Origin of the sequence: Terriglobus sp. YAF25 (assembly GCF_052113305.1) — a bacterium.
Lineage (GTDB): Bacteria > Acidobacteriota > Terriglobia > Terriglobales > Acidobacteriaceae > Terriglobus.
Genome location: NZ_JBFRCY010001028.1, coordinates 1 through 1131, shown reverse-complemented (window position 1 = coordinate 1131; position 1131 = coordinate 1). Strand labels below are relative to the sequence as shown.

The window sequence follows — 1131 nt, the reverse complement described above, 5'->3', positions numbered from 1 at the left end:
AACCAATACCGGCACCCAGGTCCAGTATGAAGGAACCACCAACGCGGAGGGTTATTACACCATTCCGTTCGTCGCTCCTGGAACCTATGACATTACCGTAGAGCAATCGGGCTTTGCGAAGACGGTCAGCAAGGGTGCGATCGTCATCCTGAACCAGTCCGCCCGTACGGACATTACGTTGAAGGTCGGCGATGTCGCGAGCGTGGTTCAGGTCACCGCCGACACGCCGGCACTCTCCACCGACGATGCGCTGATCGGTGACACCGTGGAGCGGGCAAAGGTAGAGAACCTGCCGATGAACACCCGCCGCGTAATGGACCTGGCGACGACGGCTTCGAACGTGATCATCGGACCGAAGACATCGTTTACCGGTGTGCCTCCGGGCGCTAATTACATCGGCGCCGGAACGCGTGAGGTGGCCAACTCGCTGACGCTCGACGGTATCACGATCATGAACTCGCTGATCTCGTCGTCTCCTGTGACACCGAATCCTGATGCTATCTCGGCGGTTCAGGTACAGAGCGGTAACTATACCGCGCAGTATGGCGCCTATATGGGCATCCACATCAACTCGGATACGAAGTCCGGTACAAATTCGATTCACGGCACGGTATATGACTATCTCCAGAACGACTACTTCAATGCAAAGCCCTGGCTTGCTGCGAAGGGATTGCGTACGCCGTTCATGCGCTTCAATCAGTTCGGTGGTGTGGTCAGCGGACCTGTGGTGATTCCGTTCCTCTACAACGGCCGCGATAAGACCTTCTTCACGGGGTCATATGAAGGCCTGCGTCAGTATCAGCAGATCTCCAGCGTTACAACGGTTCCCACACTGAAGATGCGCACGGGAGATTTTTCTGAGTTGCTTCCCAGCCTTCAGCTCTATAACCCGACGAACCGTACGACGCCTTACGCGAACAATCAGCTTCCCGTGTCTGCGGTTGCGGCAAAGCTGATGCAGTATTATCCGAATCCTACGAATTCGGCGCTCACCAACAACTTCAATAGCTATGTGCCTCTCACCATTGAGCAGAACCAGACGCTCAACCGTGTTGATCACAATATCGGCCAGAACGTCCGTCTGTTTGGCCGCTTCCTCTGGCAGAAGTTGACCTATGTCAATGGCAACGC

Annotated in this window: 1 protein-coding gene; it reads left to right on the top strand. The window is 55.4% G+C overall.

Features of this window, described 5'->3' with window-relative positions; genetic code table 11:
* Positions 1-1131 (top strand): carboxypeptidase-like regulatory domain-containing protein (locus tag AB4043_RS26285; RefSeq protein ID WP_442308625.1); only part of this gene is annotated, 1131 nt, incomplete at both ends.